We start from the raw sequence: 294 nt of genomic DNA, 5'->3' as shown, positions 1-294 counted from the left end.
ACATGTGGTGTCCATTTTTTCGCAATTTGGATCGTTTGATCCGTAGAACCTGTATCGACAATAATAATTTCATCTACCAGATCCCCAATGGATTGTAAACAATGAGGTAAGGTATGTTCTTCATTTTTGACAATCATACATAAACTAATGGTAATCATAAAAGTGATCCTTTCTGTTTGAAGTAATATGCTTATGTGTATGTAGATTTGTTTTTTTCTGTTCGAATTTAAAAAATTAATTGCTAAACGATTGAATAGATAGAAAGGTAAAAAAAGAGTGTTGTCAACGGTAAGC

General features: G+C 31.3%; 1 protein-coding gene. It reads right to left on the bottom strand.

All coding sequences use genetic code 11. The features are described from left to right. The coding region (locus JDS99_RS31235; protein WP_199696523.1) for a glycosyltransferase at positions 1-158 on the bottom strand (158 nt) is incomplete at its 3' end. Between the last annotated feature and the right edge of the window lie 136 nt (positions 159-294).

The organism is Bacillus cereus group sp. N6, assembly GCF_016483705.1.
In the GTDB taxonomy this organism is placed as follows: Bacteria; Bacillota; Bacilli; order Bacillales; family Bacillaceae_G; genus Bacillus_A; species Bacillus_A wiedmannii.
Note: the sequence above shows the minus strand (reverse complement) of the source record. Positions and strands in the feature narration are given on the sequence as shown.